The sequence below is a fragment of the Neobacillus sp. PVCKKU3 genome (assembly GCF_058323225.1).
On record NZ_JBLVQN010000020.1, the window covers coordinates 91,011 to 109,666 of the forward strand.

Genomic DNA, 18,656 nt, shown 5'->3' on the forward strand with positions numbered 1-18,656 from the left:
TCAGTCCAAAACCCAAACATAGGGTTTCTTCCATTATACAGGGAAAACGGCCAGTTTTTATGAAACTGGTGTTAAGAATAAATTAAGAATTGTAAATTATCTTGTTTTGCTGGCGATTCAGGCTTTAATGATGCATGAGAACCGTCCCCATGCCTCAATATAAATGTTAGAATGTCTTCGGCGGCGTTGGCATGGATGAATTTTCTTTGGGAGTTTATTATTTTGTTGAGTTTTTCACCATTATTTTCGAGTAGGTTCGTTACAGTCAGTCTAATTTCCTTTGGATTTTTGCAAACTACTCCCAAATTGAAAATTTCGGCGAAGGCTGGATTATCCTCTTCTTGACCTGGCAAAGCCCCTGTAATGATTAGCGGCGTATTGGCAGCGATTGCCTCAAACATGACATTGGGGCTTCCCCTGGTAAAAGCGATATCAGATTGCAGCATCAAATCATGAATATTTTTCGTGAACCCATAAATCTCAACTCGATCACCATATGGGGGCTTAAGTGCTCTCGTCAGTTTTGCTTTAAGTTTTTCATTTCTTCCCGCTGCAATTTTTACCGTACAATTGAAATGATTAAGGAGGCTTTTCGCTATTTTCTCCATGTTTCCTACACCTTCACCGCCGCTCATGATCAAACATTTTAACGGTTTTTCTTTTCTATAGAGTTTAGGTGGGGGATCGCACTTTCGGAAAAAGCGAGATCGGACTGGAAATCCTATAACCTTTATCTTCTGAAGCGGAATCCCAAGATCAATACACTTAAATTGGGCCTCAAACGTGGGACAAATGATGGTTTCTGCCCGCTTATCCAGCCATAGGGGGGAAATGTTTACAAGGTCAGCGATTAAGGTAATGAAAGGGATATTTACGTTTTGCTTCTCAAGGATGTTCAAGATGGAACCATTAAAATTGGGATGAACCGATAAAATCATATCGGGCTTTATATCGTGAAGAAGTTGAAGAAAATGATCTTTAATAAGTCCTTCAAAAAAATGGTTGACGATGGAGGGTTTTTCAGCTGATAGTTTCCAAATCATTTTCCATAGTGTTTCGGAATTTCTTGTGAGGGGACCATAAGCTTCACCGATTTTTGACAGTAAGGGATTGCCGAGCGAAAACCCATCTACAACATGAATGTTTACCCTATTGAAAGATTTGACTTTTTCACACAGTGCTTCTGTTATGCTCTTATGTCCATGGCCTGTATGTTCGGAAGAAATAATTAATAATGTCTTTTCCATAGTATCAGCCCTTTTTTAAGTTTTTTATAGTTCGTACTATGAGTTCTGACACCTACGTAAAGAAATATGAAAAGAAAGAAGATATGAAAATAGCAAACAAGACGGCAGCACCCGTCTTGTTCCGCTGTTTTCTGCCTGCTTATTGACCAGAATTGCCATCTTCATTTTGTGATCCATCATCTTGGGAACCATCGTCGGTTTGTTCAGTGTTTGTATCATCTGTTTTAGAACTGGTATCTGAGCATGCTGTTGCAACTCCGAGTAACATCAATGCGGACATCAAAGCAAATAACCATTTTTTGAATTTCATCTTTCTTCCTCCTTGAATGTTGCATTTTTTATTACAGTCTTATCATACAAGCTTTTGAGGAAAAAAATAGACGATTTTCCAATTCTTAACATGAATTAATCGTATCTATAAATGGCTTTAATAGTTTCCATTTAAAATTTACTTATAATTTACGAAACTGGAATTTTGGTTCATTCTCTTTTTTATAACTTCTTACTATAAATGTTTTTCCTCGACATAAGTTTGTAGTAAAACTCCTATTCCGATATAATGAAAACTATTGATACCGAGGGCTTCATCGAGTGAGAGTGGGTAAAATATGATTGATATTAGTAAAATTGTTCAAGGGAAAAATTTAACCGAAATAGATGTCCAGCTTGTTCAATTTATCATTGAAAATATCGACACAGTTTTGCAAATGGGCGTACGGAAAATAGCAAAAGAAAATTTCACTTCTCCGGCAACTGTCATCCGCCTGTCCAAAAAATTAGGCTATACCGGAGTTGTCGATATGTATTATCAGCTTCTGCCGCTTGTCAAAAAAGCAGATTTACCGCAAAGCGGCGTGATTGAGGATTTTTTGGAAATTAGTGAGAAGGATTTTCTAGACCATAATTCGCTGGGAGATTTCCAATCCTTTATAGACAATGTACTAAACCTTAAGCAAAGCTATATTTTTATTTACGCCACCGGTTTTTCCGCCATTGCTGCAGAATACTTGTATAAAAAATTATTGGTATTGGGCAGAAAAACCATTTTTGCAAGCGGAACAGATTCAGTTGGCGTATTCGAAAATAATTTAGAAGATATCGGGGCTTTAGTGGTCATCTCTAAATCAGGTGAAACACAGCTAATCATCGATAAATTACAGGCAGCCAAAGAGCATCAGATTTTTACAGTGTCCTTTACAAAAGAAACAGATAATCGGATCGCTGAGCTTTCCGATTTAAATTTTAAAATCATCGATCACAGTAAACTAGACGACCGAAATATGCTGCCAAACAGCTTTTTTCCAAGTCTCATGCTGATGTTTGAATTCATCATCAAGCAGTATGTTGAAACAATTATGAATAAAAAAGATAGCAACAAGTGAAACGTGTTTCAATGTATGAAACACGTTTTTTATCTTGTTGAATCTATCGACTATGAAACGGTTACATTGTATTCTAAACCTGTCGACGAAAACGAATACAAAAAACACATATAGGAGGGGAAGGCAAAATGAAAGCGAAAGTCATGGATGGTATGCAGCGCTTTTCGAAGGCGATGTTCATTCCGGTACTAATTTTGCCGATTGCGGGTATTTTAATTGCCCTAGGGAACTTACTAACCAATCAAAGACTATTAGAAGTCATCCCATTTTTAAATAATCCGATTACGACCGGATTTGGAACAATTCTAACTGGATCATTGGTTTCAATTCTTGGTAACTTGGGACTTATTTTCTGTGTCGGGATCACGGTCGGTTTAGCGAATAAAGAAAAAGCTGTCGCTGGATTTACCGCATTGTTAGGCTACCTGGTGTTTGTCAATGCGATGAATAAATTCATGCAGCTGAGCGGGGTTCTTTATCAGGGAGATACTCTACAGGGAACTGGCCAAACGCTTGTCTTGGGTGTACAAATCCTTGATATGGGTGTATTCCTTGGACTAATCCTTGGTATCATCACCGCGATGGTCCATAACAAATTTATTGATACAGAATTCAATGGAGCATTTCAAATTTACGGCGGTTCACGATTTGTCTTTATCGTTCTAATTCCAGTTGTTGTGCTATTATCCATCGCTCTTACATTTATTTGGCCATATTTCCAAACAGGTATTAACAAGCTCGGAACACTGATTAACCACAGCGGAAGCTTCGGTATTTTCTTATACGGAGCACTAGAACGTTTGTTAATCCCAACAGGACTGCATCACTTAATCTACACACCATTTTTATATACAGAATTGGGCGGCAGTGCTGAAGTTGGCGGCAAAATATTCGAAGGTGCAAGAAATATTTATTATGCGGAAATTGCCGATCCAAGCGTAAAAGAGCTTTCTCCAAGCGTCGTTTGGGATGCCCGCGGGATTTCAAAGATGTTCGGTTTAATTGGCGCATGTTTGGCAATGTATCATACTGCCAAGCCTGAAAACAAAGCGAAGGTAAAAGCAATCCTGATTCCTGCTGCTGTTACTTCCTTTATTGCAGGTGTCACTGAACCAATCGAATTCTCATTTATGTTCGTTGCACCATTATTGTTCGTAGTTCACGCTGGTTTAAGCGGTTTAGCGATGGTAACGTTCCATCTATTCGATGTACGTGCGATTGGGCCAAACGGAATGATTGACTTCTTACTTTTCAATCTACCGCTTGGAATTCAAAAGACACACTGGCCAATGTACATTTTAATCGGATTAATCTTCTTTGTGATCTATTACGTGGTCTTCCGCTTCTTGATAGTGAAATTCAACTTCAAAACAATCGGAAGAGAAGATGAAGGTAATGAGACGAAATTGTATTCAAAGAACGATTACAAAGCAAAGAAAAGTGCAGGAACTGCTGGTACTCCTGTGCCCCAGGGAAATGACGGAATTGCCCCTGTAATCGTCGATGCTTTGGGTGGAGCAAGCAATATTAATACAGTCACCAATTGTTATACACGACTTCGCTTAACTCTGGAGCATCCTGAAAGGGTAAATGAAGATGTGTTGAAAAAAGAAACAGGTGCTAGCGGAGTTATCATCAAAGATAAAAATGTACAGGTTGTTTATGGCTTACAGGTAACAAACATCCGTAAAGCGGTAGACAGCTACTTAGGATTAAGCACAAACGAATAAACATTAATAGATAGAAACCTATACAACAAAGAGAAGACAGATAATAGAAGGGAATGGAGAACATGAAGAAATTCTCAGTAGTAATTGCAGGCGGAGGAAGCACCTATACACCGGGTATTGTGATGATGCTATTGGATAATCTGGACCGTTTCCCGCTTCGGAAATTAAAATTATATGATAATGACGAACAAAGACAAGCTGTACTAGGGGAAGCACTTGAGATTGTCATGAAAGAGAATGCACCAGATATCGAATACTCTTTCACAACCGATCCGGAAGAAGCGTTCACCGATATTGATTTTTGTTTTGCCCATATTCGTACGGGAAAATATGAAATGCGCGAAAAAGACGAAAAGATTCCATTAAAGCATGGGGTCGTCGGCCAAGAAACCTGCGGACCTGGCGGAATTGCATATGGTATGAGAAGCATCGGTGACATGATCGAGTTGATTGACATTATGGAAAAATATTCACCTGATGCTTGGATGTTAAACTATTCCAATCCTGCAGCCATCGTAGCGGAAGCTTGCCGCGTGCTTCGTCCAAATTCCAAGGTATTGAACATTTGTGATATGCCTGTCGGAACGCTGCGCAGAATGTCGCACATTATCGGCAAAGAGCCAAAGGACTTGGAAGTACGTTATTTCGGATTAAACCACTTTGGCTGGTGGACAAGCATAAAAGACAAAGAAGGACATGAATATCTGCCACAAATTCGTGATTATGTCGCAGAGAATGGCTATCTGACACAAAAAGAAGTGGACACCCAGCATACGGATGCAAGCTGGCAGGAGACACATAAGAAAGCGAAGGATCTGTTAGCGGTAGATCCAAGATTCTTGCCTAACACCTATTTGAAATATTACTTCTACCCTGATTATGTGGTGGAACATTCCAATCCGGAATTCACAAGGGCCAATGAAGTCATTGCCGGCAGAGAAAAGACGGTCTTTTCAACAGCAAGAAACATCATTGAAAGAGGAACAGCAGAAGGCTGTGAATTTGAAATGGGCGCTCATGCAGTCTTTATTGTAGACCTTGCTCGTGCCATTGCCTTCAACACTCACGAAAGAATGCTGTTAATCGTCGAAAACAATGGTGCCATCGCCAACTTTGATGACGATGCCATGGTAGAGGTTCCTTGTATTATCGGCAGCGACGGTCCAGAACCATTAAGCCAAGGTAAGATTCCTGAGTTCCAAAGAGCATTAATGTACCAGCAGGTAACAGTCGAAAAACTAGTTGTCCAAGCCTACATCGAAGGCAGCTACCAAAAACTATGGCAAGCTCTAACACTATCAAAAACAGTACCAAGCGCTAAAGTAGCAAAAGAAATCTTAGATGACTTAATTGAAGCCAATAAAGCATACTGGCCAGAACTGCACTGATTCATGGGGACGGTTCTCTTGTCTCAAGCACAAGAATAAGCAATAATAAAAGGATAGGCGAATAAAGCAGAAAGCTTTTTTCGCCTTTTCCTACGGGCATCAAAAGAATAGGAGGAAAAAGGAATGTTTAAGAAGTTATTCGGAAAAAAGGAGACGACAGTAACCCTTGTTTCTCCGATTACAGGAAAAGTAATCAAAATTGAAGATGTTCCTGACCAGGTATTTAGCCAGAAAATGATTGGCGACGGGATTGCGGTTGAGCCTACTGAAGGAGTAGTTGTTGCTCCAATGGACGGAGAGATTGCGCAAATTTTTCCAACCAATCATGCTGTTGGAATTCGCAGTAAAGATGGCTTGGAAATATTAATTCATATCGGAATGGAAACCGTTGCGATGGGCGGAGAAGGCTTTGAAGGCCATGTAAAACAAGGTGACCAAGTTAAAGCGGGAGACATGCTTGTTACCTTTAACTTGGATTTGGTCAAAGAAAAAGCGGAAAGCATTATTTCGCCAGTTGTGATTACAAACTTTGATGCAGTTGACACTTTAACTAAAACGGAGGAAATTTCAGTAACACGTGGGGAATCTGTTTTGTTGCAGGTGAAAATAAAATAGAAAAATAATTGGTTGTTGTGTTTAAAGGGATCTCTATAAAATATTGCAAAAAGACCAAACGTTTACTCAACGGGTTCACTTTTAAGGTGCAAAAAGTAAAATAACAGATCAATTCACTGACTCATTCGCAAGATTTTTTGCCTCTAATTCCTATGAAAATCCATATATAGGTTTGACAACTGAAATTAATAGAGCATTTTGGGTAGCCAATGGAGGTTGTTGGCTACCCAAAGTGGTTGGACAATAAAGACTCGAAAAATTCGAAAAGGTGAGATTATTACATTTAAAAGGTGTGACCTGCATTATTCAGTTCGATTAATTAATTGATTTCTATCTTCCGTTTGCGGTGGTTCTTCATACCATCCGTTTTTAAACATAATTTCAAGTCCTTCCTGACCATAAAAAAAGACATCTTTGGCTAATGACGCTGTTTTTAAGGATAAATCATTTCTTAATGTAAAAAATGTCCCAAAGCTTTGACCGACAATACTAAATCCATTAAGAAGGTCGATGCAAAACATCATTAGCTTATCTGAAAATGGGGCAACAGTTGAAGTTGTTACCGTACTTCCTATCGTAGCGGAAAACTGAATATCACTTTCTAAAAGAAAATCTTGAAAAGTTTTTATATGCTTTTTGGAGAGTTCTATACCTTTTTCAAAATACTGCCTAACTTCTTTGTTCTTTGCACTTTGGGCAAATCCAGTAATAAGTTGCATTCCAATATTATTCACTTCAATTCCAGAATGAAGTACCCCTAATTCAATAGCATTTAATGGTCTTTTTTCACTAAATGGTTTAAATCCTCTCATATAGCGTTTACTTTCAATAAATTCGGTTCTTTTAGGCATAGTTATTATAGGAGGGCGAGTTAAAATCCCTTTTTTTAGTAAATAAACAGTTGCCAATTTATAACACTTTTGAGTAATCGAAGTCAGACCTTCATAAACTGTCATTACATCTATTCGGTACGCCATATTCATATTAATGGTATACATTCCCATACTGACTTCTTTTAAAATGCGAAGGAACATTATGTCAAATCCATTGTCAAATAGCTTGGGTGCATCTAAATTAACATCTTCTTTTGTAAACCCTTTAGGAACGACCGCACCTTCACTTTCAAAAATCCCTGATATCAACTCCACATAATAATCCAATTCTTGATACATCATACCAATAATATTTTTAGCTTGTTGGTCTTCTGCTTTTTCTAAAAAGTATTCTAAAATTCTTAGTATCATTGTTTTTTCTTGATATGTAATCCATAGGGTACCTAATTCAGATGAGCTTAACGGTTCTTTAGTCTTAAACACTTTAATCCTCCATTAACATTGTTTAACTAGAGTATGTTTCGAAATAATGTAAATTATTACATATTATTACGAATAGAGTAAAACAGATAACATTTCTGCCAAGTTTATTTAAACCTGCATGCATAGGGGATTCTTAAACCTATAATAAAACGTCCCTTGGTGCATTCCGTTCTGTCTGAGAAATCCAGTCCGCAACCTTATTTAACATTTCTTGAACCTGTTCGTGGGTTAAACCTTGGTCGCGAGCCTGCTCCAATTAACAATTATCTTGTTCTTTTAGGCCTCTTCATCTAAAGTAGATGATGAATATATGATGTAGAGGTGTAGAAATGTCACTTTGGCTATTACGGTATTTTATTTTTTTTCTTGGTTTAACTTTCTTTGGGTTAGGAAATGCGATAGCAGTGAATGTTCAATCCTTGGGGCTGCATCCATGGGAGGTATTAAACGTCGCTCTGTTCCAACGGTTCGGGTTCACGATTGGGACTTGGAGTGTCATATGCGGCTTAGTACTGGTGCTGATTACTCTTGTCGTTGATAGGAAGTATATTAGTATTGGGACCTTTCTAAATGCCTTATCGATTGGCCCGATCATGGATTTCTTTTTGCATCTCAACATTCTTCCTCGTGAAAACGAGTATTGGTGGTTGAATCTACTAATCTTGTTAATGGGTATCATCATAACCGGCATTGGCGGAGGAATCTATGTGGCTGCGGGAATCGGGGCCGGTCCACGGGATGGTTTCATGCTTTCCGTTTCGGAAAAAACCGGGTTATCGGTCAGCCGGTCAAGAATCGTTGTCGAGAGTGTCATCTTGATTATCGGCTTAATCCTTGGCGGTCCTGTCTTTATTATGACATTTGCATATACCTTTATTCAAAGCCCCATCTTTCAGTTTTCCATGAAACTAATGCGTTCCTATATCACTAGTCTGGAGCGACAGCAAAAGGGACAATTTAAAATCCCGTTATAAATCTAAGGAGGCTGCCTTTTTTTATGTTCAACCACCTTTCTTCTTGCTTTAGTGACATGTTATTAACTTCAATTTGGGAGTGAAGTCTTTTTCTTATTTAAGTAACGGGAGTTAGTTGAAGTAGATATTGGAAATGGATATAAGAAACGGCTCATTATAGTGACTGAGCCGTTTCTTTATAACTAAAATATACACAAAACACGGGACAATATCGGTTGCATTTTTAAGTTTTGCGATAGGAAACGGAACCCGTGAGGAAAATCCATCTCTCTTCTATGAAACTACTGTATCCAAAGTTTAAATAATCCTTCAGTTACCCCTAGATTGTACATATAAAATATCCCAAATACGATACTAATTACCCCCGTTATTTGAGTAAGTGATTTATTCAGCCCTATTTTTTTGGAGCTAAAAACGAAAGGAATTCCTATAATTGTGGTAAAGAAAAGCATTCCAATTATGGTTCCTACACCGAATATAAGGATATAAATGGCCGCTTCCCAAACACTATGAACGGTACTCATGGTTAAAAGAACCATAGCACCACTTCCAGCAAGACCATGAATTAAGCCAATCACCATGGATTTTAAGTATGAGACATTTTTATGTTTATGTTTATGCCCGTGTTTTCCCATATGAGTATGAGAGTGAACATGTTTATGTTCTTCTCCATGGTGTTCATGCTGATGTATGTGGATACTCTTAAATGAAAGGACGGTTGAAACTCCAAGATAAACAAGCATGATACCAACTAAAAATTCTAATGACATCGCCCATTTTTCAGGTATTTCGCCTTTCATAAGAATAATGATAATCCCGATAATAAATAATGTAGCAGTATGACCAATCCCCCAGAATACTCCTGCTAAAGACGAACGTAATAATTTTTTACTTTGACTAGCAATGGTTGATACAGCAATCACGTGGTCTGGTTCTATTGCGTGCTTGATGCCAAGCGCAAATCCTAAACCAAGAATAGATAGAAAACCTACCTCCATTTAAAAACCTCCTTAAAAAATAGTAAAAAAGCAAACACCTTACATTTGTATGTTGGATTGAATTAACAAAAGAATTTAGAATGGTTTTGAACATTAATCAATAATATCATAGAATGGATTATCTTTATTGAAAAAATTGTTAAAATGATAATCAACAATTTTTATAGATTTGTTGATTAAACAACGAAATGCGTTTTTTTAACCATTGAAAGCATCTTGGTTCTATTTATAATGATAAACAGATGTTGATTAATCTTGCTAAGAGGGAAATTGGTATTTGGGGCTTTAACAAACTAGCTAATTTAAGTTGTGTACCTGACAGAAATTGTCCGAGAATCCCAACCAACAAGATTGTAAACAATCAATAATATTGGATTTACAGGAGGATTTTTATATGATTAACGCTAAAGCACGTGCTGTATTCAATCCGGAAGGTCCATTCAAATCGACCACTATAGAGCGCAGGGATTTACAGCCGCAAGATGTCCTTATTGAGATTCAGTACGCTGGTATTTGCCACTCTGACATACATACAGCCCGCGGCGAGTGGGGTCCGGTCAATTATCCACTTGTTCCAGGACACGAGATCGCCGGAATTGTCACCCAGACTGGTTCGGAAGTTACAAAGTTTGCCGTTGGTGACCGAGTAGGAGTAGGCTGCATGGTGGACTCCTGTGGAGAATGCGTAAACTGCCATAAGGGAGAAGAGCAGTACTGCCTCAACGGAAATACGGGCACATATGCATCTGTCGACAGGTACGGGCAATACACACAGGGCGGTTATTCCTCTAACATCGTCGTTACGGAAGATTTCGTAGTTCGAATTCCAGATAGCATCGAGCTTGACGTTGCTGCTCCACTCTTGTGTGCTGGCATCACAACGTACTCGCCGCTGCGCCATTGGGGAGCTGCTCCCGGCAAAAGGATAGCTGTCGTAGGACTTGGCGGACTTGGACACATGGCTGTGAAGCTCGCTCATGCGATGGGGGCAGAGGTCACTGTTCTATCACAAACATTGAAAAAGAAAGAAGACGGTTTGAAGCTTGGTGCGGACCATTATTATGCCACGAGCGATCCGGAGACATTTAAGAAACTGGCTGGTTCGTTTGACCTTATTGTAAATACAGTGAGCGCGAAGATTGATGTTAATGCATACCTTTCACTGCTGGCGCTTGACGGTACGCTGGTCAACGTCGGTGCTCCAGCCGAACCGTTGTCACTTAACGTATTCTCACTTATCGGTCATCGCCGGTCGTATGCTGGCTCGATGATTGGTGGAATTCGCGAAACGCAGGAAATGCTTAACTTTTGTGCTGAACACCAGATTGCTCCGGAGATTGAGGTTATTTCCGCCAATCAGATTGATGAAGCCTGGGAGCGTGTCCTAGCTTCAGATGTACGGTATCGATTTGTGATCGATATCAGCACGATGGAAAATGAATAACAGGTATAACTAGCAACAATATTAGAGGGCACTCCTATATCGGTGTGCCCCTTTTATTAATGATATGTTAACTTCACCTATATTAGGAGAATCTTAAATAATAAATTTAAACAAACGGGACGATAAATTAGGCAGACATCGGTGCCCTTGTAGAAACGATTAACAAAATAGAAAGCTTTGTCTGGAGGAAACCAATGGATACTCTTGATTTTTTAGCACAATTGAACCAAGGAAAAGCAGTTGAGGGCGGTTCGGAAATGCACCAGATGATGCACAATCTTTCGCAGGTGGCAATAAAGGGCGTCTAAAAGCTTTGACCTGCTTTTTGGACACCCTCATTTTTTTATATTGACCCCTATTCCAGGTTTCTGTCCAACAATGCCCCCGTCTGCTCTGCCATCACACGAGCTGACAAAGGCATTCCATTCTTGAACCACCATTCCACTGCCCCAACGACCGCTGAACCAAAAAATTGAAGAATAACATCTTCACTTAATCCTTGATTTTTCCCTTCGGTTGTCTCCACTTCAGCTCTAAACTCTTGAATAACTAAATCGAGAAAACGACTTCGGAAATAGGGTGCACCTTTACTCGCTAACATCGTTGAAAAAAATAAATAATGACGCTCAAAGTATTCGTACCAGACATAATTTCCTTCTTGAAACGTCATCTCAGCCGCCAATTGGCATAGTTCTCGGAGATTGTCCATATGTTCTTCAATCATCTTATCCAAGAGGTCGTATTTATCGGTGTAATGAAGATAGATGGTTCCTCTATTAACATCTGCTCTGTCAGCAATATCCTGAATGGTAATGTCATCAAAACTTTTTTCAGACATCAGTTCGGTTACAGCATTTTTGATTGCTACTTGGCTTTTGGCTATTCTTCTATCTACTTTAGGCATTTCATTCACCAGTCTTTCTAAGATAATCAACAATTTTAATTGATTTGTTGAGTAATCAACGAATTGCGTTATTTTAACCATTGAAAGTATGAAGGACTTTTTTATAATTATAAACAGTTGTTGATTAATCAATCAATATTAATTTTTTTAAGCAGCATGTTTTACTAGATCTTGGAATATTAAAAGTAAACTTTCTTCAAACTGGAGGCTTAGTTATGGACCGCATTGAAAAGAGCAAAGAAAAATATAAACAGCTATTCGGAAATGGAGTACCAGTCGCATACGCTACTGATCCTGATTTTCAGGACATCCTTAGCCGCTTCATTTTCGGGGAAGTGTTCTATCAAGGAAATCTGGATGACAAGCAACGTGAGTTAATCACTTTGGTAGTGCTTGCCACGAACCAGACGCTGCCTCAGCTCAAGGCACATGTAGTTGCCGCACTTAACGTTGGTCTCACAACTGTCGAAATAAAGGAGGCCGTTTACCAGTGTGCTCCATACATTGGATTTCCAAAAACATTAAACGCCATCAATGAAGTCAATGAGGTTTTCCGAGCAAAGAATATTGCATTACCAATCGAAAGCCAAAAGCAGGTGGATGAAGAAAATCGCTTTGACAAGGGACTATCCGTACAAGTAGAGATTTTTGGTGAGATAATCGCAAAAATGCGAGAGGCTGCCCCCGCAAATCAAAAACATATGCAGGATTATCTTTCGGCTTTCTGCTTTGGAGACTTTTATACCCGTGGTGGACTCGATTTGAAAACGCGGGAATTGCTGACACTGTGCATCGTAAGTAGCCTGGGCGGTGCTGAAGGCCAAGTAAAGTCACATGTGCTTGGTAACAAAAATGTAGGCAATGACAAGGAAACGTTGATCACTGCCATCATTCAATGCCTCCCGTATATGGGCTTTCCGAGAACACTGAATGCATTAGCTTGCATCAATGAAATGATTCCAGAAAGTTAAGAAAGTAGAATAGGGGATTCCACATATTATTTGTAAAACTTTTACCCGGCAGGACTGAAGAGTTTTATTTGATGACAAGGTACTACAAAAAATATAACAATTCAAAGGAGACAAAAGCATGTTTAACGAAACTTACAAATTATCAAGTGGTGTAGAAATTCCAAAATTAGGTCTTGGTACCTGGCTGCTTGACGATGCACAGGCAGCACAGGCAGTGCGTGATGCGGTATCAATCGGATATCGTCATATTGATACTGCTCAGGCTTATATGAATGAAGCTGGTGTTGGCGAAGGAATCCGTTCCTGCGGTGTCGCAAGAGAAGAACTTTTAATCACGACAAAGGTTGCTGCAGAAGCAAAGTCCTATGATGCAGTTACACAGTCCATTGATGAGTCTTTAGCAAAATTGGGGCTGGATTACATTGACCTTTTGATTATTCACAGCCCACAGCCTTGGATGGAGTTCCGAGAGGAGAACCGTTACTTCGAGGAAAACAAAGAAGTATGGAAATCTTTGGAAGATGCTTATAAGGCAGGCAAGGTAAAGGCAATCGGTCTTTCTAACTTTCTTCAGGATGATATTGAGAATATTCTTGAAAGCTGCGAGATCAAACCTATGGTAAATCAGATATTGGCACATGTGAGCAATACACCTTTCGAACTAATTGAATTTTGCCAGAAAAATGACATCCTGGTAGAGGCATATTCACCAATTGCACACGGTGCCGTTCTGGATAATGCAGAAATTAAAGTAATAGCTGATAAGTATGGAGTATCTGTTGCACAGCTTTGCCTACGTTATGATATCCAGCTTGGTCTTGTAGTCATTCCTAAGACGGCAAATCCGGATCACATGAGAAACAATGCGGAGCTTGATTTTGCTATCAGCGATGCAGATATGGAGACTTTGAAGAAAGTGGAGCACATCCAGAATTATGGTGAGCATAGCTTCTTCCCGGTATTTGGCGGGAAATTAAAATAAACAGGTAATGAATAGAGGACGACAGATTCTACTTGTAACAGAAGGTCGTGGCTGCAATCAGGAATGGGAGCTACATTAGGGCTTTATTCAACAAAATGAGTACCTGGAATTTCTAAAGGGGGGAAAGCAAACCTATGAAAAACACTTGGAAAATTTACTTGCTGGCCTTCTTTACTTTCATGGTCAGTACATCGGAGTACGTCATTGCAGGAATTCTGGATAAAATCGCTGCGTCCAATAACGTTTCAGTATCGGCAGCAGGACAGCTGATTACCGTATTTGCGATAGCGAATGCGGTAGGTTCTCCCCTTGTCGTGATGGCGACGACAAAACTGAATCAGCGTAAGTTATTAATGCTTTCTCTAGTTTTAATGGTGCTCGGGAGCGTTATGACTATCACCCTTCCTGGCTTCGGTTTTCTAGTTATCTCTCGCATTATACTAGCTCTAGGAAGCGGGGTTTTTGCCATTGCTGCGAAAACTGCTGCGGCAAAATTAGCACCACCCGAAAAACAAGCAGGGGCGATTGGCACCGTTATCCTTGGGTTTAGTGCTGCCATTATCATCGGTGTTCCAATTGGTCGTCTTGTAGCGCTTGTCTATGATTGGAAGTTAATTTTCGTGGGGATCGGTGTACTAAGTCTATTAGCAATCTTCGTTATTATGCATACGATTCCTGCTACAAATAACGGGGCTGCCGTCCCTCTGGGCAAGCAACTCTCTTACTTAAAAAACCCGAAAATTTTAATGGGTCTTGGTATCACGTTCTTTTGGCAGTTAGGATATGGGGTGATGTATTCGTATATTGCACCATTCCTGCTTACCGTTACAGCAATGAGCGGACGAGAAGTGAGTAGTGCCCTGTTTGCCTTCGGTATTGCTACCTTAATAGGTTCAAAGTTTGGTGGATTCATGACGGATAGAATTGGTAACCCGAAAACTCTTGTCGGCGGTTTGGTTGTCCATTGTTTAGCACTTATCTTACTCTCTACCATCGCTAGGTCAGCTTTTGTTGCCATACCGTTGCTTATGCTTTGGTCCTTTTCAGCTTGGTCGTCAGGTCCAGGTATGCAGTATAACCTGATTTGGCTTGCTCCAGAAGCTTCAGGAATCATGCTTAGCCTATATGGCTCCTTCATTCAGTTAGGCATAGCTGCCGCGGCAGGAATTGGGGGTATTGCCGTAAAAAGCACATCCGTACTAGCGGTAAGTTGGATCGGGGCCGGATCTGTGGCAATCGCTGCAATTATTGCGGTGGTATCATTTAGTCTTAATAGTAAAGTAGTGAGAAAGTCGTTTAATGAGGAGGTACTATGAGCAGTCTAAAAATGACATTTAACAACGAGGAAGTCATAGTGAAAATGCATGATAATCCAACAAGCAAGGATTTTATCATTACTCCCGTTGACTTTAACATTCGAAGATAATGCTTAAAGGGGCAAAACAAATGGAACGACCATATATCATCTGTCACATGCTAACTTCATTGGACGGGAAAATCATTGGAGATTATTTGAAAGAAGAACGGGCAGCTTATTTTAGAGATTTATACGAAGAAATCCATGATCGTTACGGGTGTAAAGCATGGATGTGTGGCAGGGCTACCTTGGAAGAACATTTTACTTTTGGACATCAACTAGATTTAAAACAAGATAACATTACGACGATAACTAGAACGGATTACGTTGCAAATAAAGATGCAAAAGGTTATGCCATTGCAGTAGATCCTTCAGGGAAACTCGGATGGACAAAAGACTACATTACAGATGACTACGGATTAGGAGATCACATTATAGAAGTGCTTACAGAACAAGTATCTGATGCCTATCTAGCTCATCTGCAAAAAACAGGTATATCTTATATTTTCGGCGGAAAAGAAAGATTAAATTTTACTGTCGTAGTGGAAAAACTAAAAAATCTATTTTCAATCGATAAATTAATGGTAGAAGGTGGAGGAGTTTTAAATGGCTCCTTTTTGAATGAAGGATTAATTGACGAATTGAGCCTAATTTTGGTCCCAATTGCAGATGGTTCATCCAACACTACGACACTATTTGAAACGAGTTCTTATCTAAACAAACCGAAACCCGTAAATTTCTTCTTAAAAGAAGTCGAAAAACTGGACGATGGTGGGCTTTGGATGAAGTATATAACAAAACGTGACCAACCATCTGAATAGTATAATTAAATTTTGGAGGTACATGATGGAATACCACACAGTAGGTAAAACAGGAATTCAGGTATCAAATTTATGTTTTGGTGCCATGTCTTTTGGCGGAGACGCAGATGAAGAAACATCTAAAGCCATGTATAAACGTTGTCGGGAAGCTGGTATCAACTTTTTCGATACTGCCGATGTTTATGGGCGTTCCGAGGAAATTTTAGGAGAGTGTATTGCACATGAAAGAGACGAAATTGTTTTAACGTCAAAAGTGTTCTGGAACACGAGTGCTGATGTGAATGCTAGAGGATTGTCCCGAAAACATATGGTGCAAGGTATTGAAAATAGCCTGCATCGGTTAAAGACGGATTATCTTGATTTTTATTTCGTTCATGATTTTGACGAACAAACTCCAATGGAGGAAACGCTTCGGACAATCGATGACTTACAGCGACAAGGAAAGATTCTCTATCCCGCAGTAAGCAATTGGGCAGCATGGCAAATCACAAAAGCATTAGGAATTTCTGCAAAAGAACAACTTGCTCGTTTTGAATTAATCCAACCGATGTATAACCTGGTTAAACGCCAAGCAGAGGTGGAAATTTTACCAATGGCTGCTTCCGAACAAATGGGTGTTATTACTTACAGCCCGCTTGGTGCTGGACTACTATCAGGAAAATATGGAGTGAATAAACGTCCTGAGCAGGGCCGCCTTGTACAAAATGCCCGATACGGTGACCGTTACAGTGCTGATGAAGATTATATTACGGCTGAACAGTTCACCAAATATGCACAAGAACATAATGTGAAACCTGCAACTCTAGCTGTTGCTTGGGTAAAAGCAAATCCTGCTGTAACTGCTCCAATCATTGGTGCACGCAATTTGGATCAATTGGAAGATTCTTTAGCAGCTGCCGATTTTAAAATGACAGAAGACATGTACGCTGAAATCTCCAATTTATCAAGAACGCCTTCACCTGCAACGGATCGAACAGAGGTATTAACAGGTAAATGGAGGTAAGAGTTATAAACTCTTGATGAAGTGGATAAAGAAGGGTGTATAATGTATACACCCTTTTTTTAACGTTAAAGGGCTAGGGGAGGGGATTAGAAAAAGGTTATGGTTTATTTATTACTTATTTTATTTGTATTACTAATTTTCATCTTATTGTTTATCAACATAAGTCCAGCTTTCGGTAGCAACCCAAGTAAAAAACAAAAAGAGCAATTTAGTAAGTTGGCCAATTATGTGAATGGTAAATTTATCAATCCAGAACGAACAAAGCTAAATATGGGCGCAGCGGATTATTTCTCCATGCTGGAGGAAAATATTTCCGGTGCTAAAGACCGTAATCCTAAAGGTCAAATTCCTGTTTCAGAGATTGATTGGAACAAAGTCAAAAGTGAGGAAGATAGTTTAACTTGGTTTGGTCATTCTGCTTTTTTAGTAAGTATCGATAATAAAAAGATACTTGTAGATCCCATGCTGGGTCCAGTTGCTTCACCTGTTTCGTTCGTAGGAAGCAACCGATACAGCGAAGATATGCTGCATCTTATTGATGAAATGCCGCCAATTGATGCTGTTTTTATTACTCATGATCATTACGACCACTTAGATTATCCATCTATTAAAAAATTAAAGAACAAGGTCAATCATTTCTATGTTCCTCTTGGTGTAGGTGTACACTTGATTGATTGGGGAGTTAAAAAAGAAAAAATAACAGAATTAAATTGGTGGGATGAAACAGAGTTTCAAGGCTTAACAGTAGCATTCACTCCTTCCAAACACTTCTCTGGCAGAGGACCATTAAATAGAAATTCCACCCTTTGGGGCGGTTGGGTCATTCTTGGAGAAAAGACCCGTTTCTATACAAGCGGAGATGGTGGTTATGACACGCATTTTAAAGAAATTGGGAAGAAATACGGACCTTTTGATCTTACTTTAATGGAAGGCGGACAATACGATCGACGGTGGTCTTGGGTCCATATGACACCTGAACAATCTGTGCGGGCTCATTTAGATGTAAATGGTAAGAATATGATGTTAATTCACTGGGGAGCCTTTACCCTTGCTTATCATGGTTGGACAGAACCGATAGAACGAGCAATAAAAGAAGCCAAAAAATCAGGAGTTAATATAATTGCTCCTAAAATTGGCGAAACAGTTCCATTAGATGGGGAGTTCTCCATTCCTAGCTCCTCTTGGTGGACAAAATTAAATAAGTAGGTAAAAAAGATGAAAAGAACAATTAAAAATGGCACAATCCTTTATCATTAAGGAAAAAATAATTGACTATTTCTAAGATGAAAGACGTTACTGGACTCGCATTTTATAGACGAGTCCTATTTTTATTGTGATAAGGATTGTAGACCTATCTTTTTTCGTTATTCATATATTTCTCGACATACATAGATTTTTTCTCAGCCTCTATCTAGTAAAAAGGTTTGTCATAATGGATGAATCTGTAGATTTTTGTAAATCTATTGAAGTTTACTAAACTATTAAATTAAATGATAATTTACTGGAAATCGTTTACAAATCATT

The 18,656-nt window shown here is 39.2% G+C and carries 17 protein-coding genes; 12 read left to right on the top strand and 5 right to left on the bottom strand.

Features of this window, described 5'->3' with window-relative positions; all coding sequences use genetic code 11:
• Window positions 1-71: 71 nt before the first annotated feature.
• Entirely contained in the window at window positions 72-1,247 is a 1,176-nt protein-coding gene (locus tag ACNQGS_RS15145; protein ID WP_491488050.1) for an MGDG synthase family glycosyltransferase, read from the bottom strand.
• A gap of 139 nt (window positions 1,248-1,386) precedes the next feature.
• On the bottom strand, window positions 1,387-1,557 hold the full coding sequence (locus ACNQGS_RS15150) for a hypothetical protein (RefSeq protein WP_213145550.1): 171 nt from the start codon (window positions 1,555-1,557) through the stop codon (window positions 1,387-1,389).
• Window positions 1,558-1,855: 298 nt separating this feature from the next.
• Between ACNQGS_RS15150 and ACNQGS_RS15155 the strand changes: the two genes are divergently transcribed.
• The 4 genes from ACNQGS_RS15155 (at window position 1,856) to ACNQGS_RS15170 (ending at window position 6,362) form a co-directional block, all read left to right on the top strand.
• Window positions 1,856-2,629, top strand: a complete 774-nt coding sequence (locus tag ACNQGS_RS15155; protein ID WP_491488051.1) for a MurR/RpiR family transcriptional regulator — start codon at window positions 1,856-1,858, stop codon at window positions 2,627-2,629.
• A gap of 128 nt (window positions 2,630-2,757) precedes the next feature.
• Window positions 2,758-4,359 (top strand): PTS transporter subunit EIIC, encoded by a 1,602-nt coding sequence (locus ACNQGS_RS15160; protein ID WP_423798448.1) that lies wholly within the window; start codon window positions 2,758-2,760, stop codon window positions 4,357-4,359.
• Window positions 4,360-4,421: 62 nt separating this feature from the next.
• Window positions 4,422-5,747 carry a 6-phospho-alpha-glucosidase gene (locus tag ACNQGS_RS15165; RefSeq protein ID WP_423798447.1) on the top strand — a complete coding sequence of 442 codons (1,326 nt, stop codon included), beginning with the start codon at window positions 4,422-4,424 and terminating at the stop codon, window positions 5,745-5,747.
• 123 nt (window positions 5,748-5,870) lie between these two features.
• Window positions 5,871-6,362, top strand: a complete 492-nt coding sequence (locus ACNQGS_RS15170) for a PTS sugar transporter subunit IIA (RefSeq protein ID WP_491488052.1) — start codon at window positions 5,871-5,873, stop codon at window positions 6,360-6,362.
• A 302-nt stretch (window positions 6,363-6,664) separates the two neighbouring features.
• Here the strand turns inward: ACNQGS_RS15170 and ACNQGS_RS15175 are convergent, their stop codons facing one another.
• Complete coding sequence (locus tag ACNQGS_RS15175; protein ID WP_423798445.1) at window positions 6,665-7,678, bottom strand: DUF3231 family protein; 1,014 nt, start codon at window positions 7,676-7,678, stop codon at window positions 6,665-6,667.
• Between the two features lie 329 nt (window positions 7,679-8,007).
• Between ACNQGS_RS15175 and ACNQGS_RS15180 the strand changes: the two genes are divergently transcribed.
• Window positions 8,008-8,652 (top strand): YczE/YyaS/YitT family protein, encoded by a 645-nt coding sequence (locus ACNQGS_RS15180; protein WP_491488053.1) that lies wholly within the window; start codon window positions 8,008-8,010, stop codon window positions 8,650-8,652.
• Window positions 8,653-8,933: 281 nt separating this feature from the next.
• Here ACNQGS_RS15180 and ACNQGS_RS15185 read toward each other — a convergent pair whose 3' ends face one another.
• Window positions 8,934-9,650 (bottom strand): urease accessory protein UreH domain-containing protein, encoded by a 717-nt coding sequence (locus tag ACNQGS_RS15185; RefSeq protein WP_423798443.1) that lies wholly within the window; start codon window positions 9,648-9,650, stop codon window positions 8,934-8,936.
• Window positions 9,651-10,044: 394 nt separating this feature from the next.
• Here ACNQGS_RS15185 and ACNQGS_RS15190 point away from each other — a divergent pair, with 394 nt between their 5' ends.
• A complete protein-coding gene (locus ACNQGS_RS15190) occupies window positions 10,045-11,094 on the top strand; it encodes an NAD(P)-dependent alcohol dehydrogenase (RefSeq protein ID WP_491488054.1) in 1,050 nt (349 codons plus the stop codon).
• Between the two features lie 355 nt (window positions 11,095-11,449).
• Here the strand turns inward: ACNQGS_RS15190 and ACNQGS_RS15195 are convergent, their stop codons facing one another.
• Window positions 11,450-11,998, bottom strand: a complete 549-nt coding sequence (locus ACNQGS_RS15195) for a TetR/AcrR family transcriptional regulator (protein ID WP_378584934.1) — start codon at window positions 11,996-11,998, stop codon at window positions 11,450-11,452.
• A gap of 215 nt (window positions 11,999-12,213) precedes the next feature.
• Here ACNQGS_RS15195 and ACNQGS_RS15200 point away from each other — a divergent pair, with 215 nt between their 5' ends.
• The 6 genes from ACNQGS_RS15200 to ACNQGS_RS15225 all read left to right on the top strand — a co-directional run bounded on the left by ACNQGS_RS15200 (window position 12,214) and on the right by ACNQGS_RS15225 (window position 18,338).
• Window positions 12,214-12,969 carry a carboxymuconolactone decarboxylase family protein gene (locus ACNQGS_RS15200; RefSeq protein WP_491488055.1) on the top strand — a complete coding sequence of 252 codons (756 nt, stop codon included), beginning with the start codon at window positions 12,214-12,216 and terminating at the stop codon, window positions 12,967-12,969.
• Window positions 12,970-13,087: 118 nt separating this feature from the next.
• Window positions 13,088-13,951: an aldo/keto reductase gene (locus tag ACNQGS_RS15205; RefSeq protein ID WP_491488056.1), complete on the top strand. Its 864-nt coding sequence runs from the start codon at window positions 13,088-13,090 to the stop codon at window positions 13,949-13,951.
• A gap of 134 nt (window positions 13,952-14,085) precedes the next feature.
• Complete coding sequence (locus ACNQGS_RS15210; protein ID WP_423798438.1) at window positions 14,086-15,267, top strand: MFS transporter; 1,182 nt, start codon at window positions 14,086-14,088, stop codon at window positions 15,265-15,267.
• Between the two features lie 130 nt (window positions 15,268-15,397).
• Window positions 15,398-16,129: a dihydrofolate reductase family protein gene (locus ACNQGS_RS15215; RefSeq protein ID WP_491488057.1), complete on the top strand. Its 732-nt coding sequence runs from the start codon at window positions 15,398-15,400 to the stop codon at window positions 16,127-16,129.
• 25 nt (window positions 16,130-16,154) lie between these two features.
• On the top strand, window positions 16,155-17,132 hold the full coding sequence (locus ACNQGS_RS15220) for an aldo/keto reductase (protein ID WP_423798436.1): 978 nt from the start codon (window positions 16,155-16,157) through the stop codon (window positions 17,130-17,132).
• Window positions 17,133-17,231: 99 nt separating this feature from the next.
• Window positions 17,232-18,338 (top strand): MBL fold metallo-hydrolase, encoded by a 1,107-nt coding sequence (locus tag ACNQGS_RS15225; protein WP_491488058.1) that lies wholly within the window; start codon window positions 17,232-17,234, stop codon window positions 18,336-18,338.
• The last annotated feature ends 318 nt before the right edge of the window (window positions 18,339-18,656 follow it).

Coding starts and splice junctions, on each gene's coding strand:
- ACNQGS_RS15145 (WP_491488050.1), bottom strand. CDS start 1,247: ATGGAAAAGACATTATTAATTATTTCTTCCGAACATACAGGCCATGGA.
- ACNQGS_RS15150 (WP_213145550.1), bottom strand. CDS start 1,557: ATGAAATTCAAAAAATGGTTATTTGCTTTGATGTCCGCATTGATGTTA.
- ACNQGS_RS15155 (WP_491488051.1), top strand. CDS start 1,856: ATGATTGATATTAGTAAAATTGTTCAAGGGAAAAATTTAACCGAAATA.
- ACNQGS_RS15160 (WP_423798448.1), top strand. CDS start 2,758: ATGAAAGCGAAAGTCATGGATGGTATGCAGCGCTTTTCGAAGGCGATG.
- ACNQGS_RS15165 (WP_423798447.1), top strand. CDS start 4,422: ATGAAGAAATTCTCAGTAGTAATTGCAGGCGGAGGAAGCACCTATACA.
- ACNQGS_RS15170 (WP_491488052.1), top strand. CDS start 5,871: ATGTTTAAGAAGTTATTCGGAAAAAAGGAGACGACAGTAACCCTTGTT.
- ACNQGS_RS15180 (WP_491488053.1), top strand. CDS start 8,008: ATGTCACTTTGGCTATTACGGTATTTTATTTTTTTTCTTGGTTTAACT.
- ACNQGS_RS15185 (WP_423798443.1), bottom strand. CDS start 9,650: ATGGAGGTAGGTTTTCTATCTATTCTTGGTTTAGGATTTGCGCTTGGC.
- ACNQGS_RS15190 (WP_491488054.1), top strand. CDS start 10,045: ATGATTAACGCTAAAGCACGTGCTGTATTCAATCCGGAAGGTCCATTC.
- ACNQGS_RS15195 (WP_378584934.1), bottom strand. CDS start 11,998: ATGCCTAAAGTAGATAGAAGAATAGCCAAAAGCCAAGTAGCAATCAAA.
- ACNQGS_RS15200 (WP_491488055.1), top strand. CDS start 12,214: ATGGACCGCATTGAAAAGAGCAAAGAAAAATATAAACAGCTATTCGGA.
- ACNQGS_RS15205 (WP_491488056.1), top strand. CDS start 13,088: ATGTTTAACGAAACTTACAAATTATCAAGTGGTGTAGAAATTCCAAAA.
- ACNQGS_RS15210 (WP_423798438.1), top strand. CDS start 14,086: ATGAAAAACACTTGGAAAATTTACTTGCTGGCCTTCTTTACTTTCATG.
- ACNQGS_RS15215 (WP_491488057.1), top strand. CDS start 15,398: ATGGAACGACCATATATCATCTGTCACATGCTAACTTCATTGGACGGG.
- ACNQGS_RS15220 (WP_423798436.1), top strand. CDS start 16,155: ATGGAATACCACACAGTAGGTAAAACAGGAATTCAGGTATCAAATTTA.
- ACNQGS_RS15225 (WP_491488058.1), top strand. CDS start 17,232: ATGGTTTATTTATTACTTATTTTATTTGTATTACTAATTTTCATCTTA.